Source organism: Nocardia wallacei, assembly GCF_029869545.1.
Lineage (GTDB): Bacteria > Actinomycetota > Actinomycetes > Mycobacteriales > Mycobacteriaceae > Nocardia > Nocardia wallacei_A.
The window spans coordinates 32,966-49,160 of the sequence record NZ_JARWQD010000311.1 but is presented as its reverse complement, the minus strand read 5'-3'; the positions used below and the strand labels follow the sequence as shown (position 1 = coordinate 49,160).

Genomic DNA, 16,195 nt, shown 5'->3' with positions numbered 1-16,195 from the left:
CCCCCCCCCGCGGCCCCCCTTGTTCCGCGCCCCCCCCCCCCCCCCGTCGCTCCACCGGCACCCCCCCCAACGTTTTTCCGCCCTCTCCTCCCCCCCGGCCCCGGGTGTCCTCCCCCCCGGGGCCACGCTCAGCGCCGAGCGGGGAACTCCACCCGCTACGCTCGCGGTCATGCCCTGCTCATCGATCGGACTCGACCGGCTCGCCCGCTCGGCCTAGGGCGTCGCCTTGCTGAACCGATCCGATGAGATCGCGCGGGCAGCTCTGCAGGCCGCCCGCAGGTTGAGCAGCCGCATCGCGCGACTGACCAGAGCCGACGCCGAACACGGCATCAGGCCCTTCGCTCGCCTGACCGAGAATGCGGTCGAAGAGTTCCGCAACGCCGACAAGGGGTTTCGTGGCCCCACCTTCGACACCGGTGACCCGTCGTTCCCGCGCCCGCTGCCGGAATCCGGGTTCGCGCAACCGGATCGGTTCTACAACGGAGCACGCCTGTGGCAGGTCGATCAGGTGTTTCCCAAGGCCTATCGCGGAGAGGAAGCCGCCGCGGAAGGCTACATCCGCACGGCGTCGCACAGTTCCGCGGGAGAGGTCGTCTACCTGACCGACGGCGAGGACATCGCGGGCGTGTACGGAACGATCACGAGCTGGACCGATGTCCGCGACGCCACGATGCGGTTCCATCCCGCGGGCATGGTCCTGGGTATCGACGCCAGCCGTATCCGCGTGCACCCCATGGCCGCCGACGGGCACTCGGCGGCCGCCTTCGTCGAAGGGGTCAGCGACCGTGTCTACACCACCCCGGGCCGCGTCGACACCTCCAAGATCCTCAGCGTGGAATTCCAGACCTACGACAACATCATCGCCAACCCGGACGCGATATTGGTGGCCGACGGCTTCCCCGGCTTCCAGGGCTTGGGGCAGCAGTCGCTGCGCGACCCCGCCGTCGTGGCCGACCGGCTCTCCGATATCGCCGACGCCGTCCGCAGAAACTACCCGGCGATCGACGTCAGCGTCGGCACCAATCACCTCACCTGCGACGACGCCATCCAGACCTTCCTGGCGACCTGAGCGACGCGGTGCCTAGCGCAGCTTGCGGAAGAACTCGCGCAGGTCGGTGACGAGCAGGTCCGGGGCCTCCATCGCGGCGAAGTGGCCGCCGCGGTCGAATTCGGACCAGTGCACGACGGTGTGCTGCTTCTCGGCGACGCCGCGGATGGTGTCGCCGCCGGGGAATATCGCGACCCCGGTGGGCACGCCGGAGTTCGGCAGGTCGGCGCCCCACTGCCGAGATTCCTTGTACAGCAACATCGATGAGCCGATCGTGCCGGTGAACCACAGCACGCTCAGGTCGGTGAGCAGCATGTCGCGGTCGATCGCGTCGTCGGGCAGTTCCTTGTCCGGGTTCATGTAGGTGTGCACGACGTCGAGCACCCATGCCAGCAGGCCCGCGGGGGAATCGTTCACCGCGGGCGCCAGTGTCTGGGGCCGGGTGGCGTGGATGCCCGCATATCCCGAGGTGTCCTGGCTGCTCCAGTCCTGCAGCCGCGCCAGCTTGTCCTGGTCGGCCGCGCTGTATCCGGAGCCGTCGTCGTCCCAGGCCGGGATCGTGATCGGGTCGTTGAGATGGACGCCCGCGACGTGGTCGCCGTCGATGCGGCCGAGCTGGGGCGCGACGAACGATCCCGCGTCGCCGCCCTGCGCCCCGTAGCGCTCGTAGCCCAGCCGCGCCATGAGCTTGGCGATCAGCTCGGCCGACCGCTCGGTGGCGGCCTGGCCCGGCGCGCGGGTCGGACCGGAGAATCCGAATCCGGCAGGGTCGGTATCACGAGATCGAACGCGTCGGCCGCCTCGCCGCCGTGCGCGACCGGGTCGGTCAGCGGGCCGATCACCTCCCGGAAGTCCTCGAACGGCCAGCCGTGCACCAGCACCAGCGGCAGGGCGCCGGACTCGGCCGAGCGCACGTGGGTGAAGTGCAGCCGCTGCCCGTCGATGTCGGCGAGGTACTGCGGCAGCGCGTTCAGCGCCGCCTCGTGCCGCCGCCAGTCGTAGCCGGTGCGCCAGTAGTCGGCGAGTTCGCGCACGTAGGAGGTCGGGATGCCGTAGTCCCAGCCGACGCCCGGCACTTCGGCGGGCCAGCGGGCGGCGGCCAGGCGCGCGGCGAGATCGTCGATATCGCGCTGCGCGATGTCGATCCGGAAGGGTTCGAAGTTCGTCATGCCCCGAACCTACGAACCGGTTAGGTCAGCTCCGGTCCTAATCGGATGGCATGCTGGCGGACATGTTGGAAACCTCCGCTCGCCTGCTGCGCATCCTGTCGCTGCTGCAGGAACATCGCGACTGGCCGGGCGCCGACCTCGCCGACCGGCTGGGCGTGACCGTCCGCACGGTGCGGCGCGATATCGATCGGCTGCGCGAACTCGGCTATCCGGTGCACGCCGTGCGCGGCGTCGCCGGATATCGGCTCGGCGCCGGATCGGCGTTGCCGCCGCTGCTGCTCGACGACGAGGAGGCGCTCGCGGTGGCCGTCGGGCTGCGCACGGTCGCGGGCGGCACGGTGGCCGGGATCGAACAGGCCTCGCTCCGATCGCTGGCGAAGCTCGAGCAGGTGCTGCCGTCGCGGCTGCGGCATCGGCTCACCACCCTGCAGCGATCGATGGTGCGGGTGGGCGGGACCGCCCCGCGCGTCGACCCCGAGGTGCTGATCGCCATCTCCGAGGCCTGCGACCGGCGCGAGCGGCTGCGGTTCGACTACACCGATCACGGTGGGCGGCAATCGGTTCGCGATACCGAGCCGATGGCGGTGGTGAACTTCAGCAGGCACTGGTATCTGGTCGCCTGGGATGTCGCCCGCGAGGATTGGCGGTCGTTCCGGGTCGACCGGCTCCGCCCGAAGATCCCGACCGGCCCGCGTTTCACCCCGCGCGAGCTCCCCGGCGGCGATGTCGTCGACTACCTGTCGAACCGGCTGTCGGACGAGGCATGGTCGTGGCGGGCGACGGTGACGCTGCACCGCCCCGCCGCGGAACTCGCCGAGACCATCTGGCCGGGCATGGGCGTCCTCGAGGCGGTCGACGACAGTCACTGCCTGCTGCACATCGGGGCGGATTCGCCGTGGGCGCTGAGCTGGATGATCACCTCGCTGGATGTCGATTTCACCGTCACCGGACCACCCGAGCTGGTCGAAGCCGTTCGCGCCCTGGGCAATCGGTGTCTCGCCGCGACCGAGTGACAGCTTGTGCACATGATCAACGGTGCGCGGACCATCTGACCATACTTCCGACGGCCCGCTTGACTCCTAACCAAGTTAGGTTTTAACCTAATCGGCATAGGAAGGAGGTGGGCATGTCGCCCCGTGCCGGATTGACCGCGGACCGGATCGCCCGGGCCGCCGCCGAACTCGCCGACGACATCGGATTCGACAACCTCACGCTGTCGGCCGTCGCCCGCAGATTCGGCGTGAAGGACCCCAGCCTGTACTCGCACGTGCGCAACCTGCACGATCTGCGGGTGCGCGTGGCCCTGCTGGCCGGTGCCGAACTCAACGAACGCATCGGTGCCGCCGTCGCGGGCCGCGCCGGCAAGGACGCGCTGATCGCCTTCGCCGACGCCTACCGCGCCTACGCGCTCGAACATCCGGGCCGCTACGCGGCGACCCAGATCCGGATGGATCCGGCCGAGGTCGGCGACGAGCCCGCGCTGCTGCGCAGTGTCGAACTCACCGGCGCCATGCTGCGGGCCTACGGCCTCGCCGAACCCGAGCTGACCGATGCGGGCCGCCTGCTGCGCAGCACCTTTCACGGTTTCGCCACCCTCGAGGGGTCCGGCGGATTCGCGCATTCGCGCCCGACCGACACCAGTTGGCGAAACATTCTCGACGCCCTGCACCTGACGCTGTCGCAGTGGCCGTCACACGCGACGAAGAAGGGCGGCTCCCGATGAGATCCGAGACGACTCCGCGATCGGCGACCCTGCGAGTGCCCGGGGCGCGGCTGTACTACGAAACGCGCGGCGCCGGACCGCTGCTGCTGCTGATTCCCGGCGGCGGTGGCGACGCCGGTGTCTTCGACGGCATGGCCGAGCCGCTCGCGCGGCATTTCACCGTGGTCGCCGTGGATCCGCGCGGCTACTCACGCAGCACACTCGACGGCGGCGTGCCCGAGGACCAGCACGTCGCGGTCCAGAGCGACGACGCCTACCGGCTGCTCACCCACCTCAGCGACGCACCGGCCGTCGTCGTCGGCAGCAGCAGCGGCGCCATCGTGGGCCTGGACCTGCTGGCGCGCCACCCCGACCGCGTGCGCACCCTGGTGGCGCACGAACCGCCCTGCTTCGCCGTGCTTCCCGATGCCGCCGAGCAGCGCGCCATGATCGAGGAGGTGTACGCGCTGTTCCGGACCGAGGGTGTGGCGGCGGCCTCGGCCCGGTTCCTGGCGGCGATCGGCGGCGCCATGAAGGCCGCACCCGAGCCCGCCGAACCGGCGCCGCGCACCGCCGAGATGTGGGCCCGGCTGGCCGCCAACGGGCCGATCATGATGGCGCACGAGCTGCGCGAGTTCACCTCGTACACACCGGATTACAGGGCACTGGAAGCGGTCCGGGATCGCCTGGTCCTCGCGGCGGGGATCGAATCACGGGGGCATCTGCCCTACCGCCCGGCGGCCGTGATCGCCGATCGGCTGGGGCTGCGGCTCACCGAATTCCCCGGCGCCCACAACGGAATGCGCACCGAGGCAGCCGAATTCGCACAGCAGCTGATCGATATGGTGCCGATCGGTGGCGCTTTTTCGGAAATGCCGAGGTAGCCCAGTACTGTCTGTGGGCATGGCACGGGACGAGCGCGGTGTGACCGCCCAGAGTGAGGACTTCGCTGCCTGGTACAACGAGGTGGTCTTCAAGGCCGGCCTCGTCGACCGAGGCCCGGCCAAGGGCACGATGGTCATCCGACCGTACGGGTACCGGCTGTGGGAGCAGTTGCAGTCCGAGCTCGACCGCCGCATCAAGGACACCGGCCACGAGAACGCCTACTTCCCGCTGCTGATCCCGGAGAGCTATCTGGGCCGTGAGGCCGAACACGTCGAGGGGTTCTCGCCGGAGCTGGCGGTCGTCACGCACGCCGGTGGTAAGGAACTCGAAGAGTCGCTGGTGGTGCGGCCGACGTCGGAGACGGTGATCGGCGAGATGATGAGCAAGTGGATCAGCTCGCACCGGGACCTGCCGCTGCTGCTCAATCAGTGGTCGAATGTGGTGCGGTGGGAGCTGCGGCCGCGAATGTTCCTGCGCACCACCGAATTCCTGTGGCAGGAGGGCCACACCGCGCACGCGGACGAGGCCGACGCCCGCCGCGAAACCATGCTCGGGCTCGAGATCTATCACGAGGTGGCGCGGGATCTGGCCGCGATGCCGGTGGTGCCGGGTGAGAAGACACCGGGCGAGCGCTTCGCCGGAGCGGTCGCCACCTTCACCATCGAGGGCATGATGCGCGACGGCCGCGCGCTGCAGGCGGGCACGTCGCACTATATGGGCACCAATTTCGCCGCCGCCTTCGGCATCCGCTACACCGGCGAGTCCGGCCGGGACGAGCTGTGCCACACCACATCCTGGGGCATGAGCACCCGGATGATCGGCGGCATCGTGATGACCCACGGCGACGACAAGGGGCTGGTGTTCCCGCCGCGCCTCGCGCCGTATCAGGTGGTGATCGTGTCGATCACGCGCGGCGGCAACGCGGCGGTCGAGCAGGCCGCCGACGACCTGGCGCGGCGGCTGCGGGCGGCCGGGGTGCGCACCCACGTCGACAACCGCCCCCAGCTCAGCCCCGGATTCAAATACAACGAGTGGGAGATGCGCGGTGTCCCGATCCGGCTCGAGCTCGGCCCCCGGGACCTCGAGGCGGGCACCGCGATGATGGTCAGGCGCCTGGGCGGCGACGGCAAGCAATCCGTGCCGCTGGACTCCCTGCCCGAGACGATGCAGGGCATCCTGGACGATTTCCAGTCCTTCCTGCTCGCGCGCGCCACCGAATTCCGCGATACCCACACCCGAACCGTCGACGACTGGCCGGATTTCGCCGACGCGGTCGCCACCGGCTGGGCCTCGGCCCTGCACTGCGGGCAACCGCCCTGCGAGGACGACATCAAATCCGTCACCGCCGCCACCCCGCGCTGCATCCCCCTGGCGGGCGCACCGGCGACCGGCACCTGCGTACGCTGCGGCGCCGCATCGGCCTACGGCAAACGCGTGATCTTCGGCCGGGCCTACTGACGCGGGATCGGCTGCCTCGCTTCACGCGCTGGGAATGGCGCCCGGACAGCCCGATACGCCGCGATCACTTAGGCTGCGTCGAGTCGTGTTTCGAAGATCAAGGGAGTTGTACGCGATGGCCCAACCGTTCCAGCCCGGACCGCCGAACCAGCCAGGACCGGGATGGGCGCCGGGCGCTCCCGTCGGGCAACCGGTTGCGGGCTATCAGGTGCCGCCGCGCACCGGCGGCGGCGCCGCCGGTCCGCTGGCGGCCGCCATGCTGGTGCTGTCGGCGGTGCTGTACCTCGCCCGCCGGATCTGGTTCTACGCCGAGTACAGCAAACTGTTCTGGGGCGACCTGGACATCGCGGTGACGGTCCTGCTCGCGGTCGTCGGCGCGATCCTGCTGCTCACCGGCGGCAAGCCCGTCGGCCGCCTGCTCGCCGCACTCGCCGCGGGCATGCTCCTGCTCGGCAATCTGAGCTACGTCCTCAACGCCATCGATCAGAGTTCCCGCAGCAGCAGCATCAGCCCCTGGGGCGACGGCGGCTGGCTGTCGATTCCCGCCCTGCTGTTCGTGCTGCTGGCCGTCGTCGCGCTGCTGATGACGGCATCGGGCCAGAGCGGGCAGCCGGGGGCCGCGGGCGGCAGGCCGCAGCCTCCGGCCGCCGGATGGCCGCAACCGCCGATGGCCCCCGGGCAGCCGCCCGCCGGATACCCGGGTCAGCAGCCGCCACCCCAGTGGCCGCAGCAGTAGCATCGCATCCGCCGGTTCACGGCAGCTCGACCGAAAGCCGGTGGTGGAAGACATCATTCGGGTCCCAGTCGGCCTTCACCCGCTGCAGCCTCGGATAGCTCGCACCGTAGTAGAAGGCGTGCCAGGGCAGCCCGGACGTATTCCATTGCGGGTCGGCGAGATCCGGATCCGGATAGTTGATGTAGCTGCCGCCGTTGCGTGCGTCGGGCACCGGCACGCCGCCGGTGGACGCGTACAGATCGCGGTACATCCGCCGGGCCCACGCCACGTGGCGGGCGTCGTCCTCGGGCGTGCGCCACGCCGCGTGAATGAGCATCTTCATGAACGAGTCGCGCGCGGGCATGGCGGTGGCGTCGGGGGCGACGGCGTTGACGGCGCCGCCGAACGGCAGGAATTCGAGCACCGATTCATCGTCGGGCCGCAATTCGGCCATGCGGCGGTAGCACAGGCGCAGTTGTTCGGGCGAGTACGGCTGGCGCAGGTACGCGGCCTTGATCTGTACGCGCGGCGGCATCGGCGCCTTCGCGTAATACACGTGTGCCACGGTGCCCGCGTACGAGTCGCGGCCGGGCGGCATCAGCAACGGCGCGGGAACGACACCGGCGCCGAGATGGGCGACGAATTCGTCGAGCCGCGCCTGCGCGCCGGGCTCGGTGGCATCGATCAGGATGAGCACCTCGGTGGACCCGTCGGCGATCGGGTGCACGCTCAGCGGGGCATACAGTCCGGCGAACCGGTTGCCCGGTTCCCGGTGGCGCGCAAAGAAATCCAGGTAGTTGCCGAGGAACCGCACGAAGGTTTCCTCGGTGGTGAGCGGGAGGATCAGCCGCGCCGACAGCATCTGTTCCGGCGGCCGCGGCCGCGCCGGGCCCGGGTCGCCCCCGGCGGCGGGGGCCCCCCCGGCCGGGGAGCCCCGCCGTCGGCGTCGGGTGAGCGCAGCAGAAAGCGCGTCACGACACCGAAATTGCCGCCGCCCCCGCCGGTGTGGGCCCACCACAGGTCCCGATGCGGGCCGTCTCTGGTCGCGACCACCACCGATGCCTCACCGCGCGCATCGACGGCGACCATCTCCACCCCGTACAGGTGGTCGGCGACGAGTCCGTGCCGCCGCGACAGCGGCCCGTAGCCGCCGCCGCTGATATGCCCGCCCGCGCCGACGCCCTTGCAGATGCCGCCCGGAATGGTCACTCCCCACCGGCCCAGCCGGTCGTACACGGTGCTCAGCTCGGCCCCGGCGGCCACGGAGAATGCGCGATACCGCTGGTCCCAGCCGACCTCGGTCAGCCGCTCCAGATCGATCAGGGCCCGGGTGTTCGCATTGTCGACGAAGTCGTCGAAGCAGTGCCCGCCCGAGCGCACCCCGACCGGCAGCCGCTCCCGCACGGCCCGCGCCACCGCCTCGCGCACCTCGGCGGTCGTGCCCGGCAGGTGAATCCGCCGGGGCTGCGCCACGAATCGCCGGTTGTATCCGCGCAGGGTCAGCCGCGCGTAGTCGGCCTCACCCGGCGCCACCACCGCCGGTTCGGCCGCTCGCGCCACCGGTCTGCCGAGCGCACCCGCGGCACCACCGGCGACCACGCAAGCCAGCAATCCTCGACGCGACAACGGCACCCTGCTGCACCCCCGACCGGACGGTTTCGGCACATGTACACCACCCTCGACGGTAGCTCTCGAGTAGCGAGATCTCGTGCAGCGCACGCCGCCGGGACGATCGCCTACTGCCCCACGTGTTCCCACCCGCGCGGCGGTTCGTGCGTGCCCAGCGACTCGTCGCGGCTGCGATACACGATGTAGGGCCGGGTCAGATATCCGACCGGCGCGGACCACACGTGCACGAGGCGGCTGAAGGGCCAGAAGGCGAACAGCGCGCACGCGGCGAGCGCGTGCAGCTGGAAGCCCAGCGGCGCGTGCACCATCAGCTCGGGCTCGGGGTGGAAGTAGAAGATCGAGCGGAACCACGGCGAGACGTCCTGCCGGTAGTCGTGCTCGCGCCCGGACAGCGTGTAGAACAGGGTGGTGCCGAGCCCCAGGGCGAGGGTGAGGCCGAGCAGCACGTACATGATCTTGTCGTTGCGGGTGGTCGCGGAGAACACCGGCCCGACCGTGCGCCGCCGATAGATCAGGATCGCCAACCCCGCGACGGCGGCGATCCCCGCGACGGTGCCGAGCGCGAACGACACCGCGTGATAGGTGCTTTCGCCGATCCCGATCGCCTCGGTCCACGACTCCGGGATCACCAGCCCCAGCACGTGCCCGAGGAAGACGAACACGATCCCGTAGTGGAACAGCGGACTTCCCAGCCGCAGCAGCCGGTTCTCATACAGCTGCGAGGAGCGAGTGGTCCAGCCGAACTTGTCGTAGCGGTAGCGCCAGACGTGCCCGACCAGGCAGATCCCCAGCGCCGCGTACGGCACGACGCTCCACAGCAGAATGTCCTTGGCGCTCAGCGTCATCGACGGCCTCCGATCGGTTCCCCCGGATAGGACGGCGGTGCGAACGGTTCCTGCCCGACCTCCTCGCCGGGCGGTCCCTCGGCGATCAGGCGGGCCAGCGCGTCGCGGTCGGTGCCGTGCAGCGGCGGCAGGGTGGCGCTCACCGAATCCAGGACGCCCGCCCAGGGTGAACCCGCCTCGCGCAGCCCGAGCCGCATGAGTTCCACGCCCACCCGATATTCGACCAGCAGCCGGTGTCCCGCTTCGGTATTCGCGGCGGCGAACTCCAGCGCGACGGCGAGGTGGTCGGGCAGTTCCGCGTCGTCGAGCACCAGCCCCGCCGCCTTGTAGACCTGCTTGAACCGCAGCAGCGCCATCCCGCGCTTGCGGGTGTCGCCGTAGAGGAAGTAGGTCAGGTAGGGGCTGAACCGTTTGCGGTGGTCGAAGGTGTCGACGTAGTCGGTGGCGAGCGTGAGCGGTTCGGTGCCGTCGAGGTAATCCAGCACCGGCCGCAGGGGTGTCCCGACCGCGGCGGGCAGGGCCGCGGCCGCCCGTCGCAGCAGCGGGCGCCTGCCGAGCAGGACCTCGTCCGGGTAGCCGAGCAGCAGCGACTGCACCTGCCACGCCGCCGCCCGCTCCCCGGCACTCGGGCTCATTTGCGGTGTCTCCCTTCGGTCTTGGGCGGCAGCAGTCCCTCGGGATGTCCGCGCCCATCCCAATTGAGCAGGTTGATACGCGACGATCTGCCCACGGGGGCGGCGGCGGTGTCGCTGGTCTGCCGATCGCGCAGCATCCGGAAGTTCTCCACCGCGACGGGTGTCACGTGACCGGAGCTCTCGCCGAACGGGCCCCAGCCGTCCATGCCCGGACCGCCGTCGTAGTCGAGGCTGCAGCCGGTGGCCGACTCCTCCAGTCCCCGAGCCTGTTCGGCGTGCGCGGCCGGAATGACGTAGCGCTGCTCGTATTTCGCGAGCGCCAGCAGCCGGTACATGTCGTAGAGCTGTTGCTCGGTCATGCCGACCTTCGCGGCGATCTCCGGGCGGGTGTCGCGCCCGAGGTTGATATCGCGCATATAGCTGCGCATTCCGGCGAGCTTGCGCAGCACCGCCCGCACCGGCTCCACGTCCCCGGCGGTGAACAGCTCCGCCAGATATTCGACGGGGATGCGCAGCGCCTCGATGGCGGCGAACAGGTTGCCGTGCTCCTCGGCGTCGTGGCCGGTCTCGCGCAGCACGTCGACCACCGGCGACAGCGGCGGGATGTACCAGACCATGGGCACCGTCCGGTATTCCGGATGCAGCGGCAGCGCCACGCGGTAGGTGTTGATCAGCGCGTAGACCGGGGAGCGCTGCGCGGCCTCGATCCAGTCGCGCGGAATACCGGCTCGTTCGCATGCGGCGACGACGCCGGGATCGTTCGGGTCGAGGAACGCATCGCGCTGCGCGGCATACAGATCCCGCTCATCGGGCGTCGCGGCGATATCGAGCACCCTGTCCGCGTCGTAGAGCATCAGCCCGATGTAGCGCAGCCGCCCCACGCACGTTTCCGCGCACACCGTCGGCAGCCCCACCTCGACACGCGGGAAGCAGAAGGTGCATTTCTCGGCCTTGCCGGTGCGGTGGTTGAAGAACACCTTCTTGTACGGGCACCCGGAGACGCACATCCGCCACCCGCGGCACCTGTCCTGATCGACGAGCACGATCCCGTCCTCGCTGCGCTTGTAGATCGCGCCGGACGGGCACGACGCCATGCACGACGGGTTGAGGCAGTGTTCGCAGATGCGCGGCAGGTAGAACATGAAGGTGTGCTCGAACTCGAAGCGCACCTTCTCGTTCAGGCTCGCCAGCAGCGGATCCTTGCGGGCGAGTTCCGGTGCGCCGCCGAGGTCGTCGTCCCAGTTGGCCGACCAGGTGACCTTGGTGTCGCGGCCGGTGATCAGCGACTTGGGCCGGGCCACCGGTGTGTGCTGCTGCACCGGCGCGCTGGTGAGGGTGTCGTAGTCGTAGGTCCACGGCTCGTAGTAGTCCGACAGCTCCGGCAGGATCGGATTGTCGAAGATCGTGAACAGCTTGCGCCAGCGCCCGCCGCCGCGCAGCGTCAACCGGCCGCGCCGATCCAGGGTCCATCCGCCGCGCCAGCGCTTCTGATCCTCGTAGGTGCGCGGATATCCTTGCCCCGGACGGGTTTCCACGTTGTTGAACCACACGTACTCGACCCCGGCGCGGTTGGTCCAGGTCTGCTTGCAGGTCACCGAGCAGGTGTGGCAGCCGATGCACTTGTCGAGGTTCATCACCATCGCCATCTGCGCCATGGGTTTCATCGGTACCGCACCTCCTGGCCGCGGCGGCGGATCACGGTGATCTCGTCGCGCTGGTTGCCGGTCGGGCCGAGATAGTTGAACGCGAACGACAATTGGGCGTATCCGCCGATCAGGTGGGTGGGCTTGATCAGCAGCCGGGTCAGCGAATTGTGGATGCCGCCGCGCTGCCCGGAGGTTTCGGCGATCGGCACGTCGATCACGCGGTCCTGCGCGTGATGCATGTAGACGGTGCCCTGCGGCATGCGGTGCGACACGATCGCCCGGGCCACCACGACACCGTTGCGGTTCACCGCCTCGATCCAATCATTGTCCGCGACACCGATTTTCGCGGCATCCAGGTTCGACATCCAGATCGTGGGGCCGCCGCGCGACAGGCTCAGCATGAACAGGTTGTCCTGGTACTCGGAGTGGATCGACCATTTCGAGTGCGGGGTCAGGTAGCGCAGCGTGAGCCCGTGCTCGCCGGTCGAACCGAGCGCGGGCTCGGCGAACAGCGCCGCCATGTTCAGCGGCGGCCGGAACACCGGAAGCTGTTCGCCCACTTCGGCCATCCAGTCGTGGTCGAGGTAGAAGTGCTGGCGCCCGGTGAGGGTGTGCCAGGGTTTGTGCCGCTCCACGTTCAGGGTGAACGGGGAGTATCGCCGCCCGCCCGATTCCGAGCCCGACCACTCGGGCGAGGTGATCACCGGAACCGGTGCGGCCTGGGTGTCGGTGAAGGCGATCTGCTTGCCCTCGTGTTCGGCGGCGAGGTCGGCCAGCCGGGTTCCGGTGCGCTCCTCCAGTTTCCGGAAGCCCTGCGTGGCGAGACGGCCGTTGGTGGTGCCCGACAGCGCCAGGATCGCCTCGCAGGCATCGATATCGCGCAGCAGCGACGGGCGGCCGTCGGCGGGTCCGCCGCGCACGGTGCCGTTCTTCTCGGCCAGGTACTCGATTTCGCGCCCTACGTCGAAGGTGACGCCCTTGGTGGTCGCGCCGAGGGTGTCCAGCAGCGGTCCCAGCGCCGCCATCTTCGCCGCCACCGCGGGATAGTCGCGGTCCACGGCGATCAGCTTCGGCATGGTCTTGCCCGGAATCGGTTCGCACTCACCGGCTTTCCAGTCCCGCACGACGCCGTGCGGGGTGGCCAGCTCGTCGGGGGTGTCGTGCAGCAGCGGCGCGGCAACCACGTCGGCGCGCTTACCGAGATGCTCGAATGCCAAGCGGCTGAACGCCTTCGCGATGCTGTGGAAGGCATCCCAGTCGGTGCGGGCCTGCCAGGGCGGGGCGATGGCGGGCGAGAACGAGTGCACGAACGGATGCATATCGGTGGTCGACAGGTCGTACTTCTCGTACCAGGTCGCCGCGGGCAGCACCACATCCGAGAACAGGGTGGTGCTGGTCATCCGGAAGTCCAGGGTCAGCAGCAGATCCAGCTTTCCGGACGGTGCCCGGTCGTGCCATCGCACGTCCCTGGGCCGCGCGTTGGGCGGCGCCTCCTCCGCGCGCAGCGCCGAGTTCGCGCCCAGTACGTGCTTCAGGAAGTACTCGTCGCCCTTCGCCGAGGACCCCAGCAGGTTCGATCGCCACACGCTGAGCACGCGCGGAAAGTTCTGCGGCGCATCGGGATCCTCGCAGGCGAACCGCAGCCGCCCCAGCTTCAGCTCCGACACCACGTAGTCGGCGACCGGCAGGCCCGCCTGCTCCGCCTCGTCGGCCAGGTCCAGCGGATTGCGGTCGAAGCTCGGATACGACGGCATCCAGCCCAGCCGCGCCGACAGCGCGATCAGATCCGCGGTGGTGCGGCCCGCGAGCTTCCCGCCCGCGCCCACACCGGCGAGCGTGTCGGCGGTGAACGGGTCGTAGCGGAACTGGTCGGAATGCAGGTACCAGTAGGCGGTCTGGATCATCTGCCGCGGCGGCCGCGACCAGTCCAGCGCGTTCGCGACCTGCGCCCACCCGGTGACCGGGCGGCATTTCTCCTGGCCGACGTAGTGCGCCCAGCCGCCGCCGTTCACGCCCTGGCAGCCGGTCAGCGTGGTCAGCGCGAGGAAGGTGCGGTAGATGGCGTCGGAGTGGAACCAGTGGTTGGTGCCCGCGCCCAGGATGATCATCGACCGGCCCCGGGATTCGGCCGCGTTGGCGGCGAATTCGCGGCCGATCCGGGCGGCGGCCGCGGCGGGTACCCCGGTGATCGTCTCCTGCCAGGCCGGTGTGCCGGGCTGGGCGGCATCGTCGTAGCCGGTGGGCCACTCGCCCGGCAGGCCCGGCCGGTGCACACCGTACTGGGCCAGCATCAGGTCGTAGACGGTGGTGACCAGGTGCCCGCCCACGGTGCGCACGGGCACCCCGCGCCACAGCGGGTGGGCGGCGCCGTCCGGGGCGTCGAACCGCGACAGCTGGACGGCGACCGCATCCCCGCCGTACACGGTCAGCAGCGGATTGGCCTGTCCGAGTTCGAGATTCCACTTGCCCGCGCCCTCGTCGCCGTAGCGGAAGCCGAGAGAACCGTTGGGCACCACCGGTTCTCCGTCGTCGTCGAGCACCACCGTCTTGAACTCCGCGTGCGGCTGCCCGGCATGATCGGCGAGATCGGCTGCGGTGAGGAACTTTCCGGGACGATAGCCCTCGCCCTCGGCGTCCAGCCGCACCAGGAAGGGCAGGTCGGTGCAGCGCTTGACGTAGTCGCGGAAGTACGGCTCGGCGCGGTCGACGAAGAACTCCCGCAGGATCACGTGCCCCATCGCCAGCGCCAGCGCACCGTCGGTGCCCGGATGCGGCGCCAGCCACTCGTCGGCGAACTTCACGTTGTCGGCGTAGTCGGGCGCGACCGCCACCACCTTCTGGCCGCGGTAGCGCGCCTCCGCCATCCAGTGCGCGTCGGGCGTGCGGGTGACCGGCACGTTGGACCCCCACATGACGAGATAGCCTGCGTCCCACCAGTCCCCGGACTCCGGTACGTCGGTCTGGTCGCCGAACACCTGCGGCGACGCCACAGGCAGATCGGCGTACCAGTCGTAGAACGACAGCATCACCCCGCCCAGCAGCGACACGAACCGGGATCCGGCCGCGAACGACACCATCGACATCGCCGGGATCGGTGAGAAGCCCGCGATCCGGTCCGGACCGTAGGTCTTGATCGTGTGCACGTGCGCGGCGGCGATCAGCTCCACCGCCTCGTCCCAGGTCGCGCGGACCAGTCCGCCGCGGCCGCGCAGGCTCTTGTAGCGCCTCGCCGTGTCCGGATCCTCGACGATCGACGCCCACGCCGCCACCGGATCCCCGGTGCGCGCCTTGGCGTGCCGGTACAGCTCGAGCAGCATGCCGCGGATGTAGGGATAGCGCACCCGGGTCGGCGAATACGTGTACCAGGAGAACGCCGCGCCGCGCGGGCAGCCGCGCGGCTCGTATTCGGGACGGTCGGGGCCGACCGAGGGGTAGTCGGTCTGCTGGGTCTCCCAGGTGATGATGCCGTCCTTGACATACACCTTCCACGAACACGATCCGGTGCAGTTCACGCCGTGGGTCGAGCGCACCACCTTGTCGTGTGACCAGCGGTCCCGGTAGAACTCGTCGGCCTGGCGCCCGCCGATCCGGTACAGCGTCCGCATATCCGGTGAGACATCCGCGTGGGTGAAGTACCGCCGCGTGCGGATCAGCGCATCGGTCAGTTCGCCATCCAGTTGCACCATGCGCATGCCTCCCTCGACAACAGCCAACCGGCGTCCCCGGGAGGGCGCGCGATCGACTCGCCAATCGCACGAACCCCCAGCACGTTACCCGCGATCAGCCGCGCGGGACGGTATTTGTCGGACGAATCCGCGGCGGATGCCGCACGTTAGCCGATTCTCGGTTCAGAGCGCAGCAGCCCGTGCACACCGACCGTTTCCCCCTGCGCCGCGGACCGCGCCACACGCACCGAGCCGTGAATCTCGATGGCGCCCAACCCGATCAGGCCCACACCCACCAGCCCCGACAGCGCGCTCACCGTCTCGATCGGCCAGACCACCACGACGGCGCCCGCCAACAGCGTGAGCACCCCGTACAGTTCCCGGCGCCCGCCGTGCGGCAGGTCGTCGCACCACACCGCCACGATGGCCTGCACGATGCCGTGGATCGCCCACCCCATGCCCACCCACAGCGCCAGCATGGCCGCCCAGTCGCCGCTCTGCAGGCACCAGACCGCCAGCAGCAGCGTCAGCAGCGCGGTGACGAATTCCAGGATCCGCAGCCCGGTGGTGATGCGGGCCCGCAACGCCATCGTCAGCTGCCACAGCGCCGTCAGCAGCAGGCACAGACCGAACAGCAGACCCGCCACCCGCACCGATTTATCGGGCCACAGCAGGATCACGATCCCCAAAGTCACCGACGCACACCCGATCGCCAGCGCCGCCAGCCACGCGTCACCGGCGAAAACGTCGGTGCGCCCCGCTACTCGGAGAGTAGGCATAGCGCAATGATATGGCCCG

15 protein-coding genes are annotated in these 16,195 nt (G+C 69.7%); 6 read left to right on the top strand and 9 right to left on the bottom strand.

Annotated features, from left to right (window positions below; all coding sequences use genetic code 11):
- Window positions 1–226: 226 nt before the first annotated feature.
- On the top strand, window positions 227–1,069 hold the full coding sequence (locus QH290_RS28050) for a hypothetical protein (protein ID WP_280386165.1): 843 nt from the start codon (window positions 227–229) through the stop codon (window positions 1,067–1,069).
- Between the two features lie 12 nt (window positions 1,070–1,081).
- Here the strand turns inward: QH290_RS28050 and QH290_RS37995 are convergent, their stop codons facing one another.
- Entirely contained in the window at window positions 1,082–1,732 is a 651-nt protein-coding gene (locus tag QH290_RS37995) for a hypothetical protein (protein ID WP_342213773.1), read from the bottom strand.
- An 11-nt stretch (window positions 1,733–1,743) separates the two neighbouring features.
- Window positions 1,744–2,217 (bottom strand): epoxide hydrolase family protein, encoded by a 474-nt coding sequence (locus tag QH290_RS37990; RefSeq protein WP_342213772.1) that lies wholly within the window; start codon window positions 2,215–2,217, stop codon window positions 1,744–1,746.
- 62 nt (window positions 2,218–2,279) lie between these two features.
- On the opposite strand from QH290_RS37990, the gene QH290_RS28040 reads away from it, so the two are divergent.
- The 5 genes from QH290_RS28040 to QH290_RS28020 all read left to right on the top strand — a co-directional run bounded on the left by QH290_RS28040 (window position 2,280) and on the right by QH290_RS28020 (window position 6,998).
- Window positions 2,280–3,230, top strand: a complete 951-nt coding sequence (locus QH290_RS28040; RefSeq protein ID WP_280386164.1) for a helix-turn-helix transcriptional regulator — start codon at window positions 2,280–2,282, stop codon at window positions 3,228–3,230.
- 113 nt (window positions 3,231–3,343) lie between these two features.
- A complete protein-coding gene (locus tag QH290_RS28035) occupies window positions 3,344–3,940 on the top strand; it encodes a TetR/AcrR family transcriptional regulator (protein WP_280266673.1) in 597 nt (198 codons plus the stop codon).
- Window positions 3,937–4,803 (top strand): alpha/beta fold hydrolase, encoded by an 867-nt coding sequence (locus tag QH290_RS28030; protein WP_280386161.1) that lies wholly within the window; start codon window positions 3,937–3,939, stop codon window positions 4,801–4,803. Before QH290_RS28035 ends, QH290_RS28030 begins: the two co-directional genes overlap by 4 nt.
- A gap of 19 nt (window positions 4,804–4,822) precedes the next feature.
- On the top strand, window positions 4,823–6,262 hold the full coding sequence (proS, locus tag QH290_RS28025; protein ID WP_280386159.1) for a proline--tRNA ligase: 1,440 nt from the start codon (window positions 4,823–4,825) through the stop codon (window positions 6,260–6,262).
- Window positions 6,263–6,377: 115 nt separating this feature from the next.
- On the top strand, window positions 6,378–6,998 hold the full coding sequence (locus QH290_RS28020; protein WP_280386157.1) for a hypothetical protein: 621 nt from the start codon (window positions 6,378–6,380) through the stop codon (window positions 6,996–6,998).
- A gap of 16 nt (window positions 6,999–7,014) precedes the next feature.
- Here the strand turns inward: QH290_RS28020 and QH290_RS28015 are convergent, their stop codons facing one another.
- The 7 genes from QH290_RS28015 to QH290_RS27985 form a co-directional block, all read right to left on the bottom strand.
- On the bottom strand, window positions 7,015–7,839 hold the full coding sequence (locus QH290_RS28015) for a BBE domain-containing protein (RefSeq protein ID WP_280386155.1): 825 nt from the start codon (window positions 7,837–7,839) through the stop codon (window positions 7,015–7,017).
- The gene (locus tag QH290_RS28010) at window positions 7,821–8,576 is read right to left on the bottom strand and encodes an FAD-binding oxidoreductase (RefSeq protein WP_280386153.1); all 756 of its coding nucleotides are present in this window, start codon (window positions 8,574–8,576) and stop codon (window positions 7,821–7,823) included. Before QH290_RS28010 ends, QH290_RS28015 begins: the two co-directional genes overlap by 19 nt.
- 137 nt (window positions 8,577–8,713) lie before the next feature.
- Complete coding sequence (gene narI, locus QH290_RS28005; RefSeq protein WP_280386168.1) at window positions 8,714–9,445, bottom strand: respiratory nitrate reductase subunit gamma; 732 nt, start codon at window positions 9,443–9,445, stop codon at window positions 8,714–8,716.
- A gap of 2 nt (window positions 9,446–9,447) precedes the next feature.
- Window positions 9,448–10,086 carry a nitrate reductase molybdenum cofactor assembly chaperone gene (gene narJ, locus QH290_RS28000; RefSeq protein ID WP_280386151.1) on the bottom strand — a complete coding sequence of 213 codons (639 nt, stop codon included), beginning with the start codon at window positions 10,084–10,086 and terminating at the stop codon, window positions 9,448–9,450.
- On the bottom strand, window positions 10,083–11,750 hold the full coding sequence (narH, locus tag QH290_RS27995; RefSeq protein ID WP_280386150.1) for a nitrate reductase subunit beta: 1,668 nt from the start codon (window positions 11,748–11,750) through the stop codon (window positions 10,083–10,085). Before narH ends, narJ begins: the two co-directional genes overlap by 4 nt.
- Window positions 11,747–15,418 carry a nitrate reductase subunit alpha gene (locus QH290_RS27990; RefSeq protein ID WP_280386148.1) on the bottom strand — a complete coding sequence of 1,224 codons (3,672 nt, stop codon included), beginning with the start codon at window positions 15,416–15,418 and terminating at the stop codon, window positions 11,747–11,749. The genes narH and QH290_RS27990 overlap by 4 nt, the downstream gene beginning before the upstream one ends.
- 146 nt (window positions 15,419–15,564) lie before the next feature.
- Window positions 15,565–16,176 (bottom strand): DUF308 domain-containing protein, encoded by a 612-nt coding sequence (locus QH290_RS27985; protein ID WP_280263339.1) that lies wholly within the window; start codon window positions 16,174–16,176, stop codon window positions 15,565–15,567.
- Window positions 16,177–16,195 lie beyond the last annotated feature (19 nt).